The 17,951-nt window shown below is 72.6% G+C and carries 14 protein-coding genes, 1 tRNA gene and 1 pseudogene; 7 read left to right on the plus strand and 9 right to left on the minus strand.

The annotated features are described in order from the left end of the window. Positions 1-12: 12 nt before the first annotated feature. Positions 13-501, minus strand: a complete 489-nt coding sequence (locus RND61_RS30395) for a hypothetical protein (RefSeq protein WP_315881381.1) — start codon at positions 499-501, stop codon at positions 13-15. A 581-nt stretch (positions 502-1,082) separates the two neighbouring features. Here RND61_RS30395 and RND61_RS30400 point away from each other — a divergent pair. Continuing rightward, positions 1,083-2,471, plus strand: a complete 1,389-nt coding sequence (locus RND61_RS30400; protein WP_315881382.1) for a dihydrolipoyl dehydrogenase family protein — start codon at positions 1,083-1,085, stop codon at positions 2,469-2,471. 265 nt (positions 2,472-2,736) lie between these two features. Here RND61_RS30400 and RND61_RS30405 read toward each other — a convergent pair whose 3' ends face one another. Beyond that, on the minus strand, positions 2,737-3,249 hold the full coding sequence (locus tag RND61_RS30405; RefSeq protein WP_315881383.1) for a GNAT family N-acetyltransferase: 513 nt from the start codon (positions 3,247-3,249) through the stop codon (positions 2,737-2,739). An 88-nt stretch (positions 3,250-3,337) separates the two neighbouring features. Continuing rightward, on the minus strand, positions 3,338-3,673 hold the full coding sequence (locus RND61_RS30410; protein WP_315881384.1) for a YnfA family protein: 336 nt from the start codon (positions 3,671-3,673) through the stop codon (positions 3,338-3,340). 199 nt (positions 3,674-3,872) lie between these two features. Here RND61_RS30410 and RND61_RS30415 point away from each other — a divergent pair, with 199 nt between their 5' ends. Beyond that, positions 3,873-4,535 (plus strand): HAD-IA family hydrolase, encoded by a 663-nt coding sequence (locus RND61_RS30415; RefSeq protein ID WP_315881385.1) that lies wholly within the window; start codon positions 3,873-3,875, stop codon positions 4,533-4,535. Between the two features lie 128 nt (positions 4,536-4,663). Then, a complete protein-coding gene (locus RND61_RS30420; RefSeq protein ID WP_315881394.1) occupies positions 4,664-4,963 on the plus strand; it encodes a helix-turn-helix domain-containing protein in 300 nt (99 codons plus the stop codon). Positions 4,964-5,211: 248 nt separating this feature from the next. Here RND61_RS30420 and RND61_RS30425 read toward each other — a convergent pair. Next, positions 5,212-5,284, minus strand: a tRNA-Arg gene (locus RND61_RS30425). A gap of 317 nt (positions 5,285-5,601) precedes the next feature. Between RND61_RS30425 and RND61_RS30430 the strand changes: the two genes are divergently transcribed. The 4 genes from RND61_RS30430 (at position 5,602) to RND61_RS30445 (ending at position 11,337) form a co-directional block, all read left to right on the plus strand. Then, positions 5,602-7,185 carry a dynamin family protein gene (locus RND61_RS30430; RefSeq protein ID WP_315881395.1) on the plus strand — a complete coding sequence of 528 codons (1,584 nt, stop codon included), beginning with the start codon at positions 5,602-5,604 and terminating at the stop codon, positions 7,183-7,185. Between the two features lie 15 nt (positions 7,186-7,200). Further along, on the plus strand, positions 7,201-9,033 hold the full coding sequence (locus RND61_RS30435) for a GTPase (RefSeq protein WP_391654484.1): 1,833 nt from the start codon (positions 7,201-7,203) through the stop codon (positions 9,031-9,033). Between the two features lie 120 nt (positions 9,034-9,153). Then, complete coding sequence (locus RND61_RS30440) at positions 9,154-9,597, plus strand: single-stranded DNA-binding protein (protein ID WP_315881387.1); 444 nt, start codon at positions 9,154-9,156, stop codon at positions 9,595-9,597. A gap of 285 nt (positions 9,598-9,882) precedes the next feature. Next, positions 9,883-11,337 (plus strand): Cys-Gln thioester bond-forming surface protein, encoded by a 1,455-nt coding sequence (locus RND61_RS30445; RefSeq protein ID WP_315881388.1) that lies wholly within the window; start codon positions 9,883-9,885, stop codon positions 11,335-11,337. Between the two features lie 530 nt (positions 11,338-11,867). Here RND61_RS30445 and RND61_RS30450 read toward each other — a convergent pair. The 5 genes and pseudogenes from RND61_RS30450 to RND61_RS30470 all read right to left on the minus strand — a co-directional run. Next, positions 11,868-13,115, minus strand: a complete 1,248-nt coding sequence (locus RND61_RS30450; protein WP_315881389.1) for a tyrosine-type recombinase/integrase — start codon at positions 13,113-13,115, stop codon at positions 11,868-11,870. An 83-nt stretch (positions 13,116-13,198) separates the two neighbouring features. Next, the gene (locus RND61_RS30455) at positions 13,199-13,408 is read right to left on the minus strand and encodes a helix-turn-helix transcriptional regulator (protein WP_315881390.1); all 210 of its coding nucleotides are present in this window, start codon (positions 13,406-13,408) and stop codon (positions 13,199-13,201) included. Positions 13,409-13,874: 466 nt separating this feature from the next. Then, positions 13,875-15,350 (minus strand): ATP-binding protein, encoded by a 1,476-nt coding sequence (locus RND61_RS30460; protein ID WP_315881391.1) that lies wholly within the window; start codon positions 15,348-15,350, stop codon positions 13,875-13,877. A gap of 3 nt (positions 15,351-15,353) precedes the next feature. Then, positions 15,354-16,220, minus strand: a complete 867-nt coding sequence (locus RND61_RS30465; protein ID WP_315881392.1) for a bifunctional DNA primase/polymerase — start codon at positions 16,218-16,220, stop codon at positions 15,354-15,356. A gap of 428 nt (positions 16,221-16,648) precedes the next feature. Next, positions 16,649-17,951: pseudogene (locus RND61_RS30470) on the minus strand (ATP-binding protein); the annotation flags it as partial.

A 17,951-nucleotide genomic window follows, 5' to 3' on the forward strand; every position in this document is an offset into this window, starting at 1 on the left:
CGGGGGAAGGCGCTACTTGCTGGTGACGATCTCCAGCAGCATGTGGTCGCGGCCCTCGGGGTCCGCGCTCTCGCCGACCGGCGTCCAGGTGTTCTTGGGGACCTCGAAGGACTTCTCCTCGTTGTCCACGGTCATCGTGACGTCGGCGTTGTAGGCGTTGCCCTTGACGCCGTACACCGCGGGGATCTCCAGGCTCAGGTAGCCCTGGTTGCCCGTGACGCGGAAGCAGATCTTCTCCTTGCTGCGCGCCCAGACCTCGAGGAGGGTCGGATCACCGCAGGTCGCCAGGGTGATGTGGCCGTCGCCGCGCTTCAGCTTGATGCCCTGCTCGGCGAGGATCTTGTCGGCCTGCGGGTAGTTGAAGTCCTCCACCGCGTAACCCGGCGCCTCGTCGGCGACGGGGGCGACGGACTGCGTTCCCGCGCCACCGGTCGTGGTGACGGCGAGAACAGCGGTTCCGGCGACCGCTCCCGCGACGAGCAGACGAGAGATGAACTTCATGGGAGTCTCGTTTCCTGTTCCATGAGATGAGAAAGGCGCATGGGACGGGTCCATGCGCGGACGCGCCCGGGTCAAGGGCGCGCGGACGGACCGGAAGAGCGAAGCGCGGCGACGGAGGGCGCTTCGGACCTTTCACAGGAAGGGCGCTTCGGACCTTTCACCGATGGATCGTCAACTCCCCCCGTTACGACAGCCACACTCCGGCTCCCCAGATCGGATTGGCGTGATCATTGTTATCACTTCCCCTGACCCGCACAAGAGTTCGCATCCGGTGCCGGCGGTGGCCCCGGGAGAGGGGAAGCGGCCGACAGGAGGAGGCGGTTCCGGGGGCACCGGTCGGGCCCCGGCGGCAACGGTCGCGTAACGGTGGAGGACGGGTGGGGGGCGGCCCTCCGCGGTGGAGGCCGTCTCCTGGACCTTCGTCGTGCACGCGGAGGAACCCCTCCCCGGTGAGCTCCCCGGCGGTCTCCCGAAGGGCTCCGCGCCCGGGCGCGTGCCGTTGCGCGGGAAGTGCCCCGGCAGTGCGTATAACGATCACCACGTGGGGAACTTCGGGCTGGGCCGACGTGAGGAGGAGACCCATGGCGGGTCCCGGGCAGCACACCGACACCGGTGCGGAGACGGTCGACGTGGTCGTCGTCGGCATGGGGGTGGGCGGCGAGCACGTCGCCGGACGCCTGGCCGAGGCCGGCCTGGACGTCGTCGGCGTGGAGGCCGAGCTGGTGGGCGGGGAGTGCCCGTACTGGGCGTGCGTACCGAGCAAGATGATGATCCGCGCGGGCAACCTGCTCGCCGAGGCCCGCCGCGTCCCCGGCATGGCCGGGCGGACGGAGGTCGCCGCGGACTTCGCGCCCGTCGCGGCCCGCATCCGCGACGAGGCGACCGACGACTGGGACGACGAGGCGGCCGTGGACCGCTTCACCGGCAAGGGCGGTCGGTTCCTGCGCGGCCGGGCGCGCCTCACCGGGCCGGGGCGCGTCGACGTCGACGGGCGGGTGTTCACCGCCCGGCGGGGCGTGGTCCTCGCCACCGGCAGCCGTCCGCGGATCCCGCCCGTGCCGGGCCTCGACGAGGTGCCGTACTGGACGAACCGCGGCGCCGTCTCCGCGAAGGAGGCCCCGCCGTCACTGCTCGTCCTCGGCGGCGGGCCCATCGGCGCCGAGCTCGCGCAGGCGTACGCCCGGTTCGGCACGGCCGTCACCGTCGTCGAGGCGGCCGAACGGCTGCTGCCCTCGGAGGAGCCCGAGGCGGGCGCGCTCGTCGCGGACGTGTTCCGCGCGGAGGGCATCGAGGTACGGGCCGGGGCGCGGGCCGTCGGCGTACGGCACGAGGACGGGACGTTCCGCCTCACCCTGGACGGCGGCGAGGAACTGACCGCCCGGCACCTGCTCGTGGCGACGGGCCGCCGCGCCGCGCTGTCCGACCTGGGCGTCGAGCACATCGGCCTCGACCCCGGCGCCAAGGCCCTCGACGTGGACGGGCGGATGCGCGCGGCGGACCGCGTGTGGGCGGTCGGCGACGTCACCGGGCACGGGGCGTTCACCCACGTCGCCATGTACCAGGGCGAGCTGGCCGCGCGGGACATCCTCGGCGACCCCGGCCCGGACGCCGACTACCGGGCGCTGCCCCGCGTCACGTTCACCGACCCGGAGGTCGGCGCGGTCGGCCTCACCGAGCGGGCCGCCCGCGAACGCGGCATCACGGTGCGCACCGGGCTGGCGCAGGTGCCGTCGTCGACGCGCGGCTGGATCCACAAGGCGGGCAACGAGGGCCTGGTCAAGCTCGTCGCGGACGCCGACCGGGGCGTCCTCGTCGGCGCGACCTCCGCCGGCCCGGCGGGCGGCGAGGTCCTGTACGGGCTGGCGGTCGCCGTCCACGCCGAGGTTCCGCTGGAGCGGCTGCGGCACATGATGTTCGCGTACCCGACCTTCCACCGGACGGTGGAACAGGCCCTCCAGGACCTCGGCTGAGCTTTTCTTGGGGTTCTTGGGGGTCCCGGGGCGAGCCCGCTGGCCGCTCGCAGCGGCCGATGGGAGCCCGGAGGAACGGCGCCGGGGCCGGGGAGAAGGATAGGCCCGAAGAACGCCTCGCCGAACGCGAGCCGCCATCACTTCCCCCGCCGCCCCTTGACCAGCACGGCCACCGGCAACGTGGCCACCAGCGGAGTGACCACCGGTGGCACGGCCGCCCCGCCGCGCCCACGTCCGTACCCGGCAGCTCGCCGGCGGACGGCCCTCAGCCGATACGGGGGCTGCGGCGCTCCACGAGGACGGTGTCGCGCCAGCGGCCGTGGTGGCGGCCGACGCGTTCCCGGGTGCCGACGACCCGGAAACCGGCGCGCTCGTGGAGGGCGAGGCTCGCCGTGTTCTCGGGGAAGACGCCGGACTGGACGGTCCAGATCCCGGCCGCCTCGGTGGAGTCGACGAGGGCGGCGAGGAGCGCGGAGGCGACGCCCCGCCCGCGCGCGTCGGGGTGGACGTACACCGAGTGCTCGACGACCCCGGTGTACGCGCACCGGTCGGAGACCTTCGCCGCCGCGACCCAGCCGAGGACGCGGCCGGTCCCGTCGACGGCGGCGAAGCGGTGCTCGGGCAGCTTGGCCGCGTCGAACTCCGCCCAGGTCGGGGCGGTGGTCTCGAAGGTGGCGTCGCCCTCGTCGATGCCGGCCTGGTAGATCGCGAGGACCTCGTCCGCGTGGTCGGCGGTGAGCGGCACGACGGTGACGGCTCGGGTGGCGGGGGTGTTCACGGGGGGAGCCTCCCTGGCGGAAGTCGTGGGCCGGCGAAGGCCACGGGCTGGTGAAGCCCACGGGCTGGTGAAGGCCGCGCGTCCGGCTTCAGTTGCCGCGCGGCGCGTACATGATCACGGCCATCCCGGCGAGGCACACCAGGGCGCCGGTGATGTCGTAGCGGTCGGGGCGGTAGCCGTCGGCGACCATGCCCCAGGCGATCGACCCCGCGACGAAGACGCCCCCGTACGCGGCGAGGATGCGGCCGAAGTGGGCGTCGTGCTGCCAGGTCGCGACCACCCCGTACAGGCCGAGGGCGACGACGCCGGCGCCGACCCAGATCCATCCCCGGTGCTCGCGGATGCCCTGCCAGACGAGCCAGGCGCCGCCGATCTCGAAGAGGGCCGCGACGGCGAACAGGGCGACGGAACGAGCGACGGTCATGCCGACCGACCCTACCGGCGGCGCGACGCGCCACCGCCGTCAGCCGGGAGATGGTGTCGTGACGCGGCCACCTCGTGCCGGAGGACTCGCCTGGACGCGCGACCGACCTCCCGGAACGCTTGGGAAGACTCGTACCCCACGGTCCTGGGCGCGCGATAGCGTCGGCGGTGGAACTCGTCAGGGAAGGGACGGCCACCAGATGCCGCACAGTACTGTCACTGCCGACGGGCACGAGCAGCGCGGCCTGATCCTCGACTTCGCCGGGGTACTCACCGCCGGCCCCGGCGCCGTCCACCGTGAATGGTGCGTGTCCGAAGGACTGGAGCCGGGAGCGTGGCGTGCCGCCCTCAACGACCATCCCGAAGGACGGCGTCTGTACGCGGCTCTGGAGATCGGCGAGCTCGGGCAGGCCGAGTGGAACGAGGGCACGGCCGCCCTGCTGGGCGAGCACGTGGATCCGGTGAACCTGATGGGACGGGCCTGGGCCGAGGTGCCACCGGCACGTCGGATGATCGCTCTGGCGCGTGCCGCGCGGGCCGCCGGCCACCGGCTCGCGCTCCTGTCCAACAGCTTCGGCCTCGATCCGTTCAACCCGTACGAGCACGTCGGCATCTGGGACTTGTTCGACGTGCACGTCGTCTCCGAGCTGGAGGGGTTGGCGAAGCCGGATCCGGCGATCTACCGCCTGGCCCTGGAGCGGATCGGGTTGCCCGCCGAGCGGTGCGTGTTCGTGGACGACCGTGAGAAGAACCTGCCGCCGGCCGCCGAGCTGGGCATCACGACCGTTCACGTGACCGACGAGGACACGGCCGTGGCCGAGTTGGAGGCTCTCCTCGGCGTCACGGCTGTGCTCACTGTCTGAGCCCCACTGCCGTCCGATCGAAGGCGGTCCGCTGCGGCGTCGCCGCCAGTACTGTCCGCGTGGGGCCCGTCACGCGGAGGTCCTGGAGGACGCGGTGGTCGGAGCACACCACCTCTGAGCGCTTGAAGGTGCTGCGCGGCACGACGACGCAGGAGCGGCTGGCGGAGGCCGCCGGTGTGTCCGTCGGCGTGGTCCGCAAGCTCGAACGCGGCGGGACGGCTTCCCTTCCCTCCCTGCTGTCGGTCGTGGACGCGCTCGGTACGGACATCGCCGCGCTCCTCGGGCAGCAGGCGCCGCGCCGGTCCACGGACGGTGGCGAGCGGGCCGCGCCGCCTCTGGTCTCCGGACGTCCCGACGTCGACCAGGGCCCAGTCGTACGTGTGGTCGGGCAGGGACGACACGCCACGCGGCAACTGTGGGAAGCATGACGGCAAGGACGATCCGGGCGTGATCGCCGGTTCACCCCGGATGACGATGTGTCCCCCCGGACCGGCAGGGGGACCGACCCTGAAGCCTCGGGGCGCTTTCGGGCCGAACGATCGCCGGAGCCCGCCCCTGACCGGCCCCAACCGGACGGTTCCAGCCATCCGCAGCGCTGTCCCCGACACTCCCGCCCCTGGCCGGAAAACGACCCCGATCAGCAAAAAGACCCTCCCAGAGGAGGGTCCCGCTCTTGCGCCCCCGGCAGGACTCGAACCTGCGGCCAAGTGCTTAGAAGGCACCTGCTCTATCCACTGAGCTACGGGGGCCGGTGGTGCGGCCTTGTGGCCTCTGGAGCCCGGGAGGGTGGTCCGTGACCTTGCCGGGGACAAGGATAGGGCTCCGATCGCCTTGGCCCGGTCGCTTCACCTGCGTGGCACGATGTGGAGGTTCGGTGAAGCGAACCCGATAATCGCAGGCAGGTGCGATTCCTGCAGCGCTTTTCACGCCTCGTGGCTCGGGTGTTGTGCACTCGTTATGCCTGCGCCCCACTCATCCCCTCTGTCCCCATGTGAGACCGGCGCGCAGAGAGGGTCATACGCTTCAAAAAGATCCTGAAATTGGGCATTCTTCACATGTGGTGACCTTGGACGTACGGCCTCAGCTCCTCGACGCACTCTCCGCCCTGCGCGACCGTGTCGCCGCCGTGCGCCTTCCCCTGCCCGTCCCGGGTGCTCCCAGGGCCCGGCAGACGCGGGCCGAGCTGCTGTCCCAGCTCGACGACTACTTGGTCCCCCGGCTCGTGGATCCCGAAGCGCCGCTCCTCGCCGTCGTCGGCGGATCGACCGGCGCCGGCAAGTCCACTCTCGTCAACTCCCTTGTCGGGCGCCCCGTCAGCGAAGCGGGCGTCCTGCGGCCCACCACCCGCGTCCCGGTGCTCGTCTGTCATCCCGACGACCTCCACTGGTTCTCCGGAACCCGCGTCCTGCCCCGCTTCACCCGCGTCTGGAGCGCACCCGGCGAGGACGGCGACGAGGATCCCGAAGGCCGCGCCCTGCGCGTCGAGACCGCCGACGCCCTGCCCCGCGGGCTCGCCCTCCTCGACGCGCCCGACATCGACTCCCTCGTCGTCGGCAGCCGGGAGGTGGCCGCCGAACTGATCTGCGCCGCCGACATCTGGGTGATGGTCACGACCGCCTCCCGGTACGCCGACGCCGTCCCCTGGCAGCTGCTCCGCACGGCCAAGGAGTACGACGCCACCCTCGCCATCGTCCTCGACCGGGTCCCGCACCAGGTGATCGGCGAGGTGTCCCGCCAGTACGAGGCGCTCCTCGTCCGGGCCGGGCTCGGCGCCGTACCCCGGTTCACCATCCCGGAGCTGCCCGAGTCGGCGGGCGGCGGCAGCGGTCTGCTGCCCGACACCGCCGTCGCCTCCCTCCGCGCCTGGCTCACCCACCGCGCCCAGGACCCCGACGCCCGTCGGCAGACCGTCTGCCGCACCGCCAACGGCGTCCTCGGCTCCCTCCGCGTGCGCATGCCGGAACTCGCCGGCGCCGTCGCCGCCCAGTGCGCCGCCGCCCTGCGGCTCACGGGCGCCGTCGAGGCGGCGTACGGGCGGGAAGGCGACCGGGTGCGGCGCGAACTGCGGCGCGGTGCCGTCCTGTCGGGCGACGCCCGCGCCCGCTGGCGTGCCCACCCCCACGACTGCACCCCCGCCGAACTGCTCGACGCCCTCACCGAGTCCTTCGGCGCCCTCCTCCACTGCGCCGTCGCCGCCGCCGACGAGCACCTGCGGGAGGCGTGGCGGTGCGAACCGGCTGCCTCCGTCTTCGGCGCCGTCCCCGTCGGGCGCGACCGGGAGGCGGGGGAGCGCGTGGGCATGGCCGTGCGCCGCTGGCGCCGCGTCCTGGAGGAACTGGCCGAGGACGAGGCGCGGCGCGCCGAGCGCTCCCCCGCGCCCGACTCCGACACGGTGGCCGCGCTGCTGGCCGTGACCCTCCTCGGCGGGCGCCGCGCGCGCGGGGCGGGGGAGCGGCTCGCGGAGCTGATCGGGGCCCAGGGCACCCTCCGCCTCCGCGACAGGGGCGCGGAGCTGATCGACGCGTACGTCGACCGCGTCCTCCAGGAGGAGCGCGACCGGCGCATGGCACCGATCGACGCGTTCGGCGTCACCCCGGAACCGCAGGCCGAGCTCATCGCCGCACTGTCCGTACTGCAGAAGGAGAGGTGACGGCGGGTGAGCGCCGTGGAGCAGAAGTGGGACGACGGGCTGATCGCCCGCCGTGTTGTCGCCGGTCGGACCACCGAGGCGGCGAACGGCGGCTCCGGCAGGACCGGCGGTTCCGGCAGGTACGGCGGCCCCGGCAGGTACGGCGGACGCGACGGCGGATACGGCGGGCGTGACGGGCGAGGCGACGGAGGCAGGGGCGGCGACGGTGGCAGGGGTGGCGGCGACGGCTCCGCGCCCCCCGGGGGCGTCTACGCGGCAGCCCTCAAGGAGCGCCTCGACGCCCTGCGCGACCTCCTGGGCCTCTCCGCCACCCGCCTCGACCCGCGGACCGTCGCCGAGGCGGGCCGGGTCCTCGACGAGGCCGCCGCCCGCCAGCGGCTCTCCCTCCGCCACACCGTCGTCGCCATCGCCGGCGCCACGGGAAGCGGGAAGTCAACTTTGATCAACGCGCTCGCAGGGGTCCCGATTTCGGAGACCGGCCTCAGGCGCCCCACCACCGCCGCGCCCATCGCCTGTGCCTGGTCCGAGGGCGCCGCCGGCCTCCTGGACCGGCTCGGCATCCCCGGCCGGTTGCGGCGCAGGCCCCTCGCGGGCGGCGACGGTGACGACGCCCTGCGCGGGCTCGTCCTCGTCGACCTGCCCGACCACGACTCGGCGCTCACCGCCCACCGCGACCAGGTCGACCGCGTCCTCGGCCTCGTCGACGCGGTCATCTGGGTCGTCGACCCGGAGAAGTACGCCGACGCAGCCCTCCACGAGCGGTACCTGCGGCCGCTCGCCACCCACGCCGAGGTCACCTTCGTCGTCCTCAACCAGATCGACCGGCTCCCCGGCGACGCCGCCCACCTGGTCCTCGACGACCTGCGCCGGCTCCTCGACGAGGACGGCGTGGCCCTCGGCGAGCACGGCGAACCCGGCGCCACCGTCCTCGCCCTGTCCGCCCTGACCGGCGAGGGGGTTGCCGAACTGCGCGACGTGCTCGGCGCGTTCGTCCGGGACCACCACGCCGCCACGCGCCGCCTGTCCGCCGACGTCGACGCGGCCGCGGCCCGGCTGCGCCCCGTCTACGTGGGGGAGGGGCGGCCCGGGCTCGGCGAGCGGTCCCGCGAGGACTTCACCGCCCGGCTCGCCGTCGCCGTCGGCGCCGCCGCGGCGGGCGAGGCCGCCGAACGCGCGTGGCGGCGCAACGCCGGACGGGCCTGCGGCACCCCGTGGCTGCGGCTGTGGCGCTGGTACGAGGGGCTGCGCAACCCCGGCGGCGGGAGCGGCGAGCCCGTCCGGACCGCGCCGCCCGAGGAGGAGCCGACGGCCCGGCAGTGCGTCGAGCACGCCGTCCGCGTCGTCGCCGAGGAGGCCGCACGGGGACTGCCCGCGCCGTGGGCGCAGGCCGTCCGGGAGGCGGCGGCGCGCGGCGCGCGGGGTCTGCCCGAGGCGCTGGACAAACTGGCCGCGGACGCCCGCGCGCCGAAGGAGGGAAAACGGCCGCCCCGCCCCGCCTGGTGGCCGGTGGCCGTCCTCGCCCAGGCGTCCATGACGCTGGTCCAGGTGTTCGGCGCGCTGTGGCTGGTGGGCCAGATCGTCGGCGTGCTGGAGCCGGGCCTGATGCCGCCGGCGCTGGTCATGCTCGCCGGGATCGTGGGCGGTCCGCTCGTCGAGTGGGCGTGCGTGGTGGCGGCGCGGGGGCCGGCGCGCCGGTACGGGCAGGAGGTCGAGCGGCGGCTGCACGAGGCGGCCGCGGGGTGCGGCCGGGCCATGGTGCTCGACCCGATCGCGACGGAGCTGATGCGGTACCGGGAGGTGCGCGAGCAGTACGCGACCGTGTCGGGCGGCCGGACCCCGACCGGGTGACGGAGTTGTCCACAAACGCCGTCACCGTCCACAGGGCCGGGCGGGATCCGCCGGACGCGGCCACCATGGGAGGGACGGGCGACGCGGGGGAGCGCCGCCGGACGGGGAGGAGCAGGCGTCATGAACGACACTCTGGTGACAATCGTGGGGAACGTGGCGACCCACGTGGAGTACCGGGAGACCCCGACGGGCGGGGTGGCGAGGTTCCGCTTGGCCGCCACGACCCGCCGCTGGGACCGGGAGCGGTCGGCGTGGGCCGACGGGCACACCAGCTTCTACACGGTGAACGCGTGGCGACAGCTCGGCGCGAACCTGGCCGCGTCGGTGACGGTGGGTGAGCCGCTGGTGGTGCACGGCAGGTTGCGGGTCCGCGAGGAGCCCACGGGCGGGCGGGACGGTCAGCGCAGGACGTTCGTCGACATCGACGCGGTGGCCGCCGGCCACGACCTGACCCGCGGCACGGCGGCTTTCCGCCGGGGCGGCGGGAGACGGGAACCTGAACGCACCATGACGGAACGGCAGGACGGGACGCCGACACGCGACCTGGAGTCGGCGGTGACCTGAGATGGCCTCGACACGCCGCCCATACCGCCCCGAACGGGACATGAGGTGACGTCACTTCGTCGGCCCCTGACCGGAAAACGCGCTGACCATGCCTGGTTCACGGTAACGATTTCGATTCGGAATGGTTGAGCGGGGGCCTCAGGAGGGACGGACCCTTCCCGCCTCTCTAGGATTCCGGTACTCACGGGGCACTTGAGTCATCAGGCGAATCCCACCCCCCACGTGTCGCGCGACGTGTCCCACGCCGCGCGCGCGTCGACGGGGACTCGCCCAGAGGGGAAATCTGTGTTTGCTGCGTTTTCTGTCCAGAGGCGGGAGCGGCTCGGCCGCCGGCTCGCCGCCGCGGTCCTGACCTCCGGTCTGATCGCGGGAGGCTCCATAGCCGGGGCGGCCGTGGCCGCCGCCGACGAGAGCCCCCAGCACCAGGGCGGCGCCTCCGCCACCCTCAACGGCCTCACCACCTACGACGACGCCGTCCTCACGCTCAACGGCGAGAAGAAGGAACTGCCCGCCGGTCTCTTCGAGATGGCCGTCGACGGGGGTGGCACGCTCAAGACGTACTGCATCGACGTCCACAACCCGACCCAGCAGAAGGCCAAGTACCTCGAGACCTCCTGGGACCAGACCTCGCTCGGCCACAACGAGGAGGCCGGCAAGATCCTCTGGATCCTGAAGAACTCCTACCCGCAGGTCGACGACCTGGCGGGCCTGGCCGAGAAGGCCGGCGCCGGGACCCTGACCAAGGAGACCGCCGCCGCCGGCACGCAGGTCGCGATCTGGCGGTACTCGGACGGCGTGGACGTCGAGGCCGTCGACCCGGCCGCCGAGAAGCTCGCGGACTGGCTGGAGGAGAAGGCCCAGAACCTCCAGGAGCCCAAGGCGTCCCTGGTCCTGGAGCCGAACGCGGTCTCCGGCAAGGCCGGCGGCAAGCTGGGCCCGATCACCGTCCGCACCAACGCCGAGCGCGCCACCGTGACGGCCCCGGACGCCGCGGGCGTCAAGGTCACCGACAAGGACGGCACGCCGGTCACCGAGGCCAAGGACGGCACGGAGCTGTACGTCGACGTGCCCGCCGGCACCCCCGACGGCACCGCGGCGTTCAACGTCCAGGCCAGCACGTCCGTCTCCGTGGGCCGCGCCTTCGCCAGCCTCTCCAAGAGCCAGACGCAGATCCTCGCCGGCTCCAGCGAGTCGACCGTCTCCGCGACCGGCACCGCCACCTGGGCGAAGAAGGGCGCCATCCCGGCCCTGACCGCCGAGAAGAACTGCGCCAAGGGCGGCGTCGACGTCACCGCGAAGAACGAGGGCGACGAGGCCTTCACCTTCGAGCTGGCGAACCAGAAGGTCGAGATCGGCGCCGGCGAGTCGAAGACCGTCACCGTCCCGGTCGCCGAGGACCAGGCGTACGACTTCACCATCGCGCTGCCCGGCGGCGAGACGAAGACGTTCAAGGGCGTCCTCGACTGCAAGACCAGCAGCGACACCACCACCCCGCCGGCCGCGGGCGGCGACGAGCCGAGCTCCGCGCCGAGCCCGCAGTCCGGCGGCACCACCTCCGGTACGACCTCGGGCGGCACGACCGGCGGTGAGACCACCGGTGGCACCACCGGCGACCTCGCCGAGACCGGCGCCTCCAACGCCACGCCGATGATCGCCGGCATCGCCGTCGCGTTCGTCCTGCTGGGCGGTGGCGCGGTCTTCCTCCTGCGCAAGAAGAAGGGCGCCGCGGCCGGTCAGTGACCTCGCGGCACCTCGTAGGGGCGGTCCCGGACGCACACCACGCCCGGGACCGCCCCCCTTTTTTCTCCGCCCCTCCCGCCCCGCCAGTCATCCGCCCCGGCCCACAGGCTGCCCGCTCCGGCCCACCGGCCGCCGCCCCGGCCCACCGGCCCGCCGAAGCGGACGCCGCTGGGACCGGCCCGCCTGTTCGCCTCATCCCTCCCCACCGCCACTCGCGCCGGGAGGAGCGAGCGGCGCGGGTGCGGGATTCCGGCCGTCCGAGCTGCGTACCCCGGGTGCGCCTGGGTGGTCGCTGGGCCGTGAGGGGGTCGCCAATGGTCACCCCTGCTCACCGATGGCCACTTGATCAACCTTGAGAGGGCCCGCTTCCCGCCTAGGTCAGGCGCCTCCCACCTACTCGTTTTCGTCTGGGGGTGGCGGTCAGGCAAGATGGGGTGTTTCTTGCGAATCCGGAGTAGAAAGGGGCCCCTGACCTGCGGGGGAGCCGTCCATCAGGGGCCGTCGTGGGGCCGTGGGCCGTCTGTGGGCCGTCAGGCCGCCAGGGGGACGTCCGAAGCGCGTCCGAAGACCGCAGACACCGCCGCCCGTGTCCTCTGCTCGCTGCTCGGCATCAGGTGCGTGTAGATCCGGAGCGTGAATCCCGGGTCCGAGTGCCCGAGGTACACGCTCAGGGCCTTGATGCTCTCGCCTCCGTCCAGGAGCACCGAGGCGTAGAAGTGCCGCAGTGCGTGCATCCCGTCGTCCGGTGCGGCAGCGTATCGCTTGCCTGGCTCTCGGGGCGGGATGACGCCAGCGGACGCCAGGGCTGGCTTCCAGACGTAGTCATCGAAGTAGCTGCGCCAGATGGCATTGCCCACGGTGCTCGTGAAGACGAGCTGGCGGGCCACCAGCGGCCCATCCGGAGTCTTCCAAGGCAACTTCACCTCGACGGCAGGAAAGCGCTCCATATGGGCGCCTAGAGCCTCGGCGGTCACCGGGCTCAGCGGCACGTCACGGAGCTTGCCACGCTTGGGCGGAGCGAACACGAGCGTGCCGCCTACGCGCTTGACCTGCTGCCGGACGTGGAGCCACCCGGAGGTGAAGCCGATGTTCTCCCTGTCCAGGCCGAAGATTTCGCCCTGTCGTAAACCACAGCCTCCGCCCACGTCCACTGTGGCGGCGTAGCGGTCGGGCAGCCCGGCCCGGACGGCGAACACGCGTTCCTCGGGCCACGGCTGGACTCGCCGGGGGTCCGGCTCCGGAGCTTTGACTGACTGGGCATGGCACGGATTCGACCGGATCACTCCGTCGTCTACCGCCGCGTTGAACAGGGACGACACCGAATCGTAGATGGCTCGCCGGTACGTTGCATTGGGAAGCGACACCGTGAGCTTGCTCAGCCAGGCACGTACGTGCTCCGGCTTGAACGACCCCATGGGGCGGGTGCCCAGGTGCGGAACGGCATGAAGACGGATCCGCCTCCTCACCGCCTCCTGACTGACGGCGTCTGTCGTCAAGCCGCCGAGCCACTTCTCGGCGTACTCCCGGAAGGTGATCCGCCCGGCCTTCGGGTCGAAGAACCGCCCCGAGTCCATGTCAGCCTGGATCCGAGTGAGCCACTTCTCAGCCCGGCCCTTCTCCCGGTCGGGAAAACTCTGTGATTGCTCAGTGCCATCAGGGCCGATGTAGCGGGCGCGGTAGCGCATGCCGATGCCGTAGCGGTCGGTCTTCACTCGGCGAGGCTTGCCGTCTGGGCCGGGCTCGGTCTTGTACCAGCGGTCTTGGATGTGGCCAGCCATGTGGGCTGTGGGTCCTTTCGCTGCGCGGGAAGGCCCGTGCCGCCCCTGGGCGCGGGGCGGCACGGGCCGACGGGTTGGTGTGGTCAGGCGGCCGTGTCGAGGGCGCTCTGCTGGGTGACCCAGGCACGGACGGCGGCGGGGTCGTAGCGGACGTGGCGACCGACACGGAAGCCGGGCGGGCCGGTGCGCTGCTTGCGCCAGTGGTAGACGGTCTCCTTCGGCACCTCGAACATCGCGGCGATGTCCTCGGGGGTGAGGTAGCGGTCAGGAAGACCGTCTCGGAGTGTGGCCATGGGGTCGGGTTCAGGCTTCACGGGCGCTCCGAAGGTTGGGTGACGCGACTCCGGGCTGTGGAGTGCGTGCCTGTCCGAGGTGGGGATTTCTGCGTCACTGCGTCATCAGCGTCACTTTTGGTGTCTGACCTGCGGTTTTTCGGTGACGCAGGGAGCGGCGGTCTGTGTCACCGGTGACGGAGCCGTCCGTCACGGGGTGACGCAGGTGACGAAGGGTGACGCAGAGATTCGGCCTCTGCGTCACCCTTGTCAGTGCAGGTGAGGACCGGTTTCCGGGACCCCGGTGACGCAGGTGACGCAGCGTCTTCCTACTTAGGAAAAAGCGGGGTCTGTGTTCTGTTGTTGCGCGCCTTCAAACGTGAATGGGGAGCCCTTTGGACGGCGGCAAGCCGCCGAAGAGCAAGAGGAGCACCCGCGCGCGGGCCGGGGGGTGCTCCTCTTGTCTGTGCGGTCGGGCCCGCGTGGGTCAGAACGCCTGCTGCTGCTCGTCGTGCGCGGGCTTGGGGCGGGCGATCTCGATGTAGCGGGCGCTGTTCTTGCGGCCCCAGTCGACGAGGACGCCGCGGGCGGCGAGGACGGGCTGGAGGCGCTTGAGGCGGTCGGAGAGGACCTTTCCGGTGGTGGGCCATCCCTTGGGCAGGGGCCGGAACTCCCCCTCGCCGGTGTAGAGCTGGGTCAGGCCGTGCAGCCACTCCGCAGACGTCATCCGGACCTCGGTGCCCGGCTCGATCTCGGCAGCGCGCTTGAGGACGGTCTGGGCGAGCAGGTCGCCCTCGATGACGTCGTCGTTGAGGTCGTCCAGGCTGGCCCGGTAGGCGTCCAGGGCCCCGAAGTTCCGGGCAGCGTCGAGCTGCGCGCACAGGTGGGCGAAGTCGGCCATCCGCAGATCGGTGGGGATGTCGGCCTGGGCGGCGCGGACCTCCACGGCCAGGTCGAGGATGGAACCGAGGATGACGGGCAGCGCCTGGGCGAACTCCGCCCACAGCTCCGCCTCGGTCCGCCGCACCCTCGGCCGCTCCAGGCGGAGGGGAAGGAGGCGTTCGGCGAGGTCGGGGCGGATCACGCCGACGTCGATACCGGTCAGCAGCATCGGGCGGCGGTAGCGGGCCCGGACGACGTCGCCGTCGGTGAACAGGGCGCGCTTGATGTTCTCGGCGCCGGTGACGATGCAGCACATCAGGTCCGACAGGTCGGGTCCGAGGTGGGAGAGGTTGTCCAGGCCGGTGACCCAGCCCGCGGCGACGGCGGTGATCAGGTTCTCCTCGTCCTTCGGCGCGCGGCGCAGGTCGCCGCTCATGCCCTCGATGATCCGCACGAGCATCTTCCCGGCGGTCGACTTGCCCGCGCCCTGCGGGCCGGTGAGGAACGGGGCGGGGACCGGGACGTCGGGGCCCAGGCAGCCGACCAGCCACGCGAGGGCCAGGCTCTCGGCGCGGGCGTCGGAGAAGTTGCACAGCCGCATGAGCAGGTCGACGCCCTTGCCGTTCGTGTCCTTCACCGGGAGCGGGAGTTCGCCGGTGAGCTGGGTGCGGCGCCAGCACACCTCGCGCGGGTCGGGGACGGTGATGTCCCAGCCGGTGGGGTGAATGCGGACGGACTTGCCGTCGTCGCGGCCCAGGTCCAGCCAGGTCGCCCCGTCGAAGCCGGGGGCGACGCGGATGTGGACGGGCTGGACGTCCTCGGTGAGCGCGAGTGCTTCGATCAAGTCGAGTGCCTCCTTCAAGGCGGTTCCGTTGAAGACGCCGAGCCCGTCGCGAAACAGGCCGACCATGAGTTCCTGCCGGTGACTGCCGGTCGTGCCCTGCGAGCGGATCGGGCGGGCGACGGGGTGGCCGTTGCGCTGGGCGTAGACCGTGCCGTCGACGGTGCGGAAGTACCGGAAGTGCGCTTGCGCGTAGTCGGTGATGACCTCGCGGGCCGGGTTCTTCTCGTCCTCGGACACGGCTCACATCCCCAGAGCCGTCAGGGCGTTGGCCCACGCGTCCGTGCAGTGCCGCGCGGTCTCGCCCTTGGCCTGCGCGGCGGCGAACAGGCGCGCCATGTGCGCCTCGGTGAGGCAGCCGCACCGGCCGTGCGTGGACAGCACCGCCAGGAACGTCCGGTAGACCGTGGCGTGGACGGCGCTGCGGGCCTCGGTGATGCGCTGCTCCGCCATGGCGATCCCACGCTCCAGGAAGACGGGCGTACGGTGCGGGCACGCCCCGCCCCCGCCCGGCACCGACGCCACGACGGGGCGGGGCCGGACCACGGCGGGCGCCTTGTCGACCAGTGCCCGGACGGCCGCGGGCAGGTGGGTCGTGGTGCCGGTTCCGGGCCCGAGGTAGCGGGCGTAGGACATGGTCGACTTGATGTCCACGCCGGGCCGCACCGCGTTGCGGGACTCCATGGCGCCCCGGTAGATCCAGTGCTCCCCGCGCGTCGTCGGCACGGTCCGGGTGGCGGGCAGGTGCTCGCGGGCCCAGACGACCGCGTCCGTGTCGTCCAGGTCGACCACGGTCACCCCGGCGCCGCCGGGGTGGTAGGCGATGGCGGCCGCGCGCCGCCACACGGCCGTCCAGGCGGGCGAGCCGATGACGGCGGGGTCGGTGGTGGCGGCGGCCCAGCCGTGGCACGGCCTCGGGCACGTGCAGGGGCCGGGGGTCTTCATGTTCGGCCGCCCGCCGCACGCGTTGCCGGTGCAGGCGCGGCAGTTGCCGAACGGGACCTTCCCGGCCCGCAGCGGCAGCACCGGCACCCCGGCGTCGGCCAGCGCCAGGGCGACGGGCAGGTGACCGGCGCGGGCATCTCGCCGGATCAGGGTGGCATGGGTCATGCTGGGTGAACCTCCAGTTCGGTGGAACGTGCTGGGAGTGAGGGCGGCCCCGGCTTTGCCGAGACGGGGGCCGCCCTCGTGCTGTTACTGGTCGGTGGTGCGGTGGGTCGCGGTGATGTAGAGGCGGACGCGGTCGGGGTCGCGGGTGGGGTACTGGCGGGCCGGGCCGGTGGTGAACGCCTTCGCGAGCGGTCGCATGCTGTGGGCGTCTCCAAGGGCGGATGCGGAATGGCGTCTCGTGGGTGTTCAGGGAGGCGGGAGCACCCCCTCGTCGGGTGTTGGGGTAGGGGGTTTCGGGCGTGTGAGCTGGGGTGCCTCCCTGCCTCCCTGGTAGACCGTTTGGGCAGGTCAGTGCCAGGGAGGCGGTGCAGGGAGCCGTTCAGGGAGTTCTCCCTTCCTCCCTGACCGGTGCGGGGGGCGCTTCCCTACTACTGGGCGGCGGAAGCGGAACCGTCGTTGGTCCGGTTGGCGAGGGCTCGGGCGACGCGGTCGCGGCCGACGACCATGCGGCCGTCGGACTTGTAGGGCTCGGCTCCGGTGCCCTCCAGCACCCGCTTGAGGTCGCCGTTCGTCCATGACCCGTACGCCTTGGGGTTGGTGGTGGCCAGCCGCTGGAGCACGTCCTGCGTGAGCACCCGCGGGGCGGTGCCGATCACGTGGGCGATGTCCGCGAGCGGGTCAACGTCCTCGCCGGTGTCGATCACCCGCAGGGTGGTGACCCCGTCGCGCAAGGCCCGCGCCCGGGCAGCGACCTCGGCCGCGGCCTCGGTGTCGATGTAGTGCGTCCGCACGGTGATGGACGCCTGCCCGGCCGGGATGTCGATCCCGTCGGAGGCGACCACCAGCGTGCCCTTGTCCAGGCCCTGGCGCAGCAGGTGCGGGGCGGCGCCGCCGTCCACGGCCTTGTCGCCCAGCGCCATGCGGGCCTGCGACTCGGTACCGAGGGCGAGGGAGGCGCGGGTGTGGGCGCCTTCCCGGACGAGCTTGGGGAGGTTCTGGTCGGTGGGGTCCTGCGTGCCCTGCCACAGCAGCACGTTGACCGCGCGTCCCTGGTTGTGGATCTTCCGTGCCGCCATGAAGTACCGGGAGGTGGCCTTGGAGCCGCCGTAGGAGCGCTTCTCCTCGTCCACGGCCGGGCACATGAACGCGACCTGCGCCTCATCCACCAGGACGATGAGCGGAGGGAAGGCGGTGCCGGGAGGGGCGGTCAGGCGCCGCTCCATCTCCGTGACCCCGGACTCCACCATCTCGGTGGCCTGGATGACGTGGTCATCGGTGGGGCCCTGGATGAGGACGGTGGCGATCCCGTCGAACATCGCCCAGTCCCCCGCGCCCTTCAGGTCCGCGATCCGGAACTCCACGCTCGGATCGAGCGCCAGCCACAGGGCGAGCGCACGGACGGCGGCGGTCTTGCCCTGGTTCGACAGGCCCGTGACCAGCATGTGCCGCTGATACAGACTCAAGGCGGCGGCATCCCCGCGCAGGTCCTGGCCCCACGGCGCCTTGCCCTTCTTGTAGTCGGCCCGCAGGTCAGGGTCGAGAACCAGGGGGGAGGGGCCGATGGGCTGGTCCAGGGCGCCGGAGTCCGCGATCCACAGCCGCACGGTGCGGGCTGCGGTCGGGATGGTGATGAACACCTCGTGCTCATGCCGGGCCAGGTTCTCCGCGAGCTTCCGGCGCCTGCCCTGCACCTCCTGCGTCGAGACGCCGGAGGGCAGGGTGACGTCGACC

Origin of the sequence: Streptomyces tamarix, from assembly GCF_032423885.1 — a bacterium.
Classification (GTDB): Bacteria; Actinomycetota; Actinomycetes; order Streptomycetales; family Streptomycetaceae; genus Streptomyces; species Streptomyces tamarix.